Annotated in this window: 1 protein-coding gene and 1 CRISPR repeat array; the gene reads left to right on the forward strand. The window is 58.6% G+C overall.

Going from position 1 to position 611, the window contains the following annotated elements; translation table 11 throughout:
• A CRISPR array of direct repeats spans positions 1-321; the repeat unit is 34 nt; unit sequence CGCAGGGCAGGAACTTTCCGAGTCGGATTGAAAC.
• Between the two features lie 142 nt (positions 322-463).
• A partial coding sequence (locus MJ783_RS16225; protein ID WP_239311288.1) for a CRISPR-associated endonuclease Cas2 occupies positions 464-611 on the forward strand: 148 nt, incomplete at its 3' end.

The following is a 611-nucleotide window of genomic DNA, read 5'->3' on the forward strand; positions in this document are numbered from 1 at the left end:
CGCAGGGCAGGAACTTTCCGAGTCGGATTGAAACTGGAACTGGATCAGCGCCGAGAAGACCTCGCTGGCAGTCGCAGGGCAGGAACTTTCCGAGTCGGATTGAAACCCTATCGTTTTCAACAACTCGTTACAGCCATTGATCGTCGCAGGGCAGGAACTTTCCGAGTCGGATTGAAACCGTACAGCTTGCAGGATTAGCTCCTCCGACTCGTATGTCGCAGGGCAGGAACTTTCCGAGTCGGATTGAAACCAGACTCAACCAGAGCGCGGAGCTCTTTCACTGTGGTCGCAGGGCGGGAACTTTCCGAGGATGATCCGGGAAGAGCTCGCCACGGCCGTCTACCACCGGACGCTGCGTCGTAAGGTCTCCTATGAGGAGATCATCTGTCTTGAGGCGTTCAAGATTGTCCGTCTCTGTCTGGAGGGCACCCCTTACAAGCCTTTCCGGCCTTGGTGGTGATGCATGTTCGTCGTGCTCGTCTACGACACCGCGGCCGAACGCAACCCCGTCGTCCTCAAGACCTGCCGCAAGTACCTGCACTGGACGCAGCGCAGCGTGTTCGAAGGGGAACTGTCCGCGGCGCAGTATCGAGCGCTCCTCGCGGTGCTGC

It is taken from the genome of Protofrankia sp. Cj3 (assembly GCF_917627355.1).
Classification (GTDB): domain Bacteria; phylum Actinomycetota; class Actinomycetes; order Frankiales; family Frankiaceae; genus Protofrankia.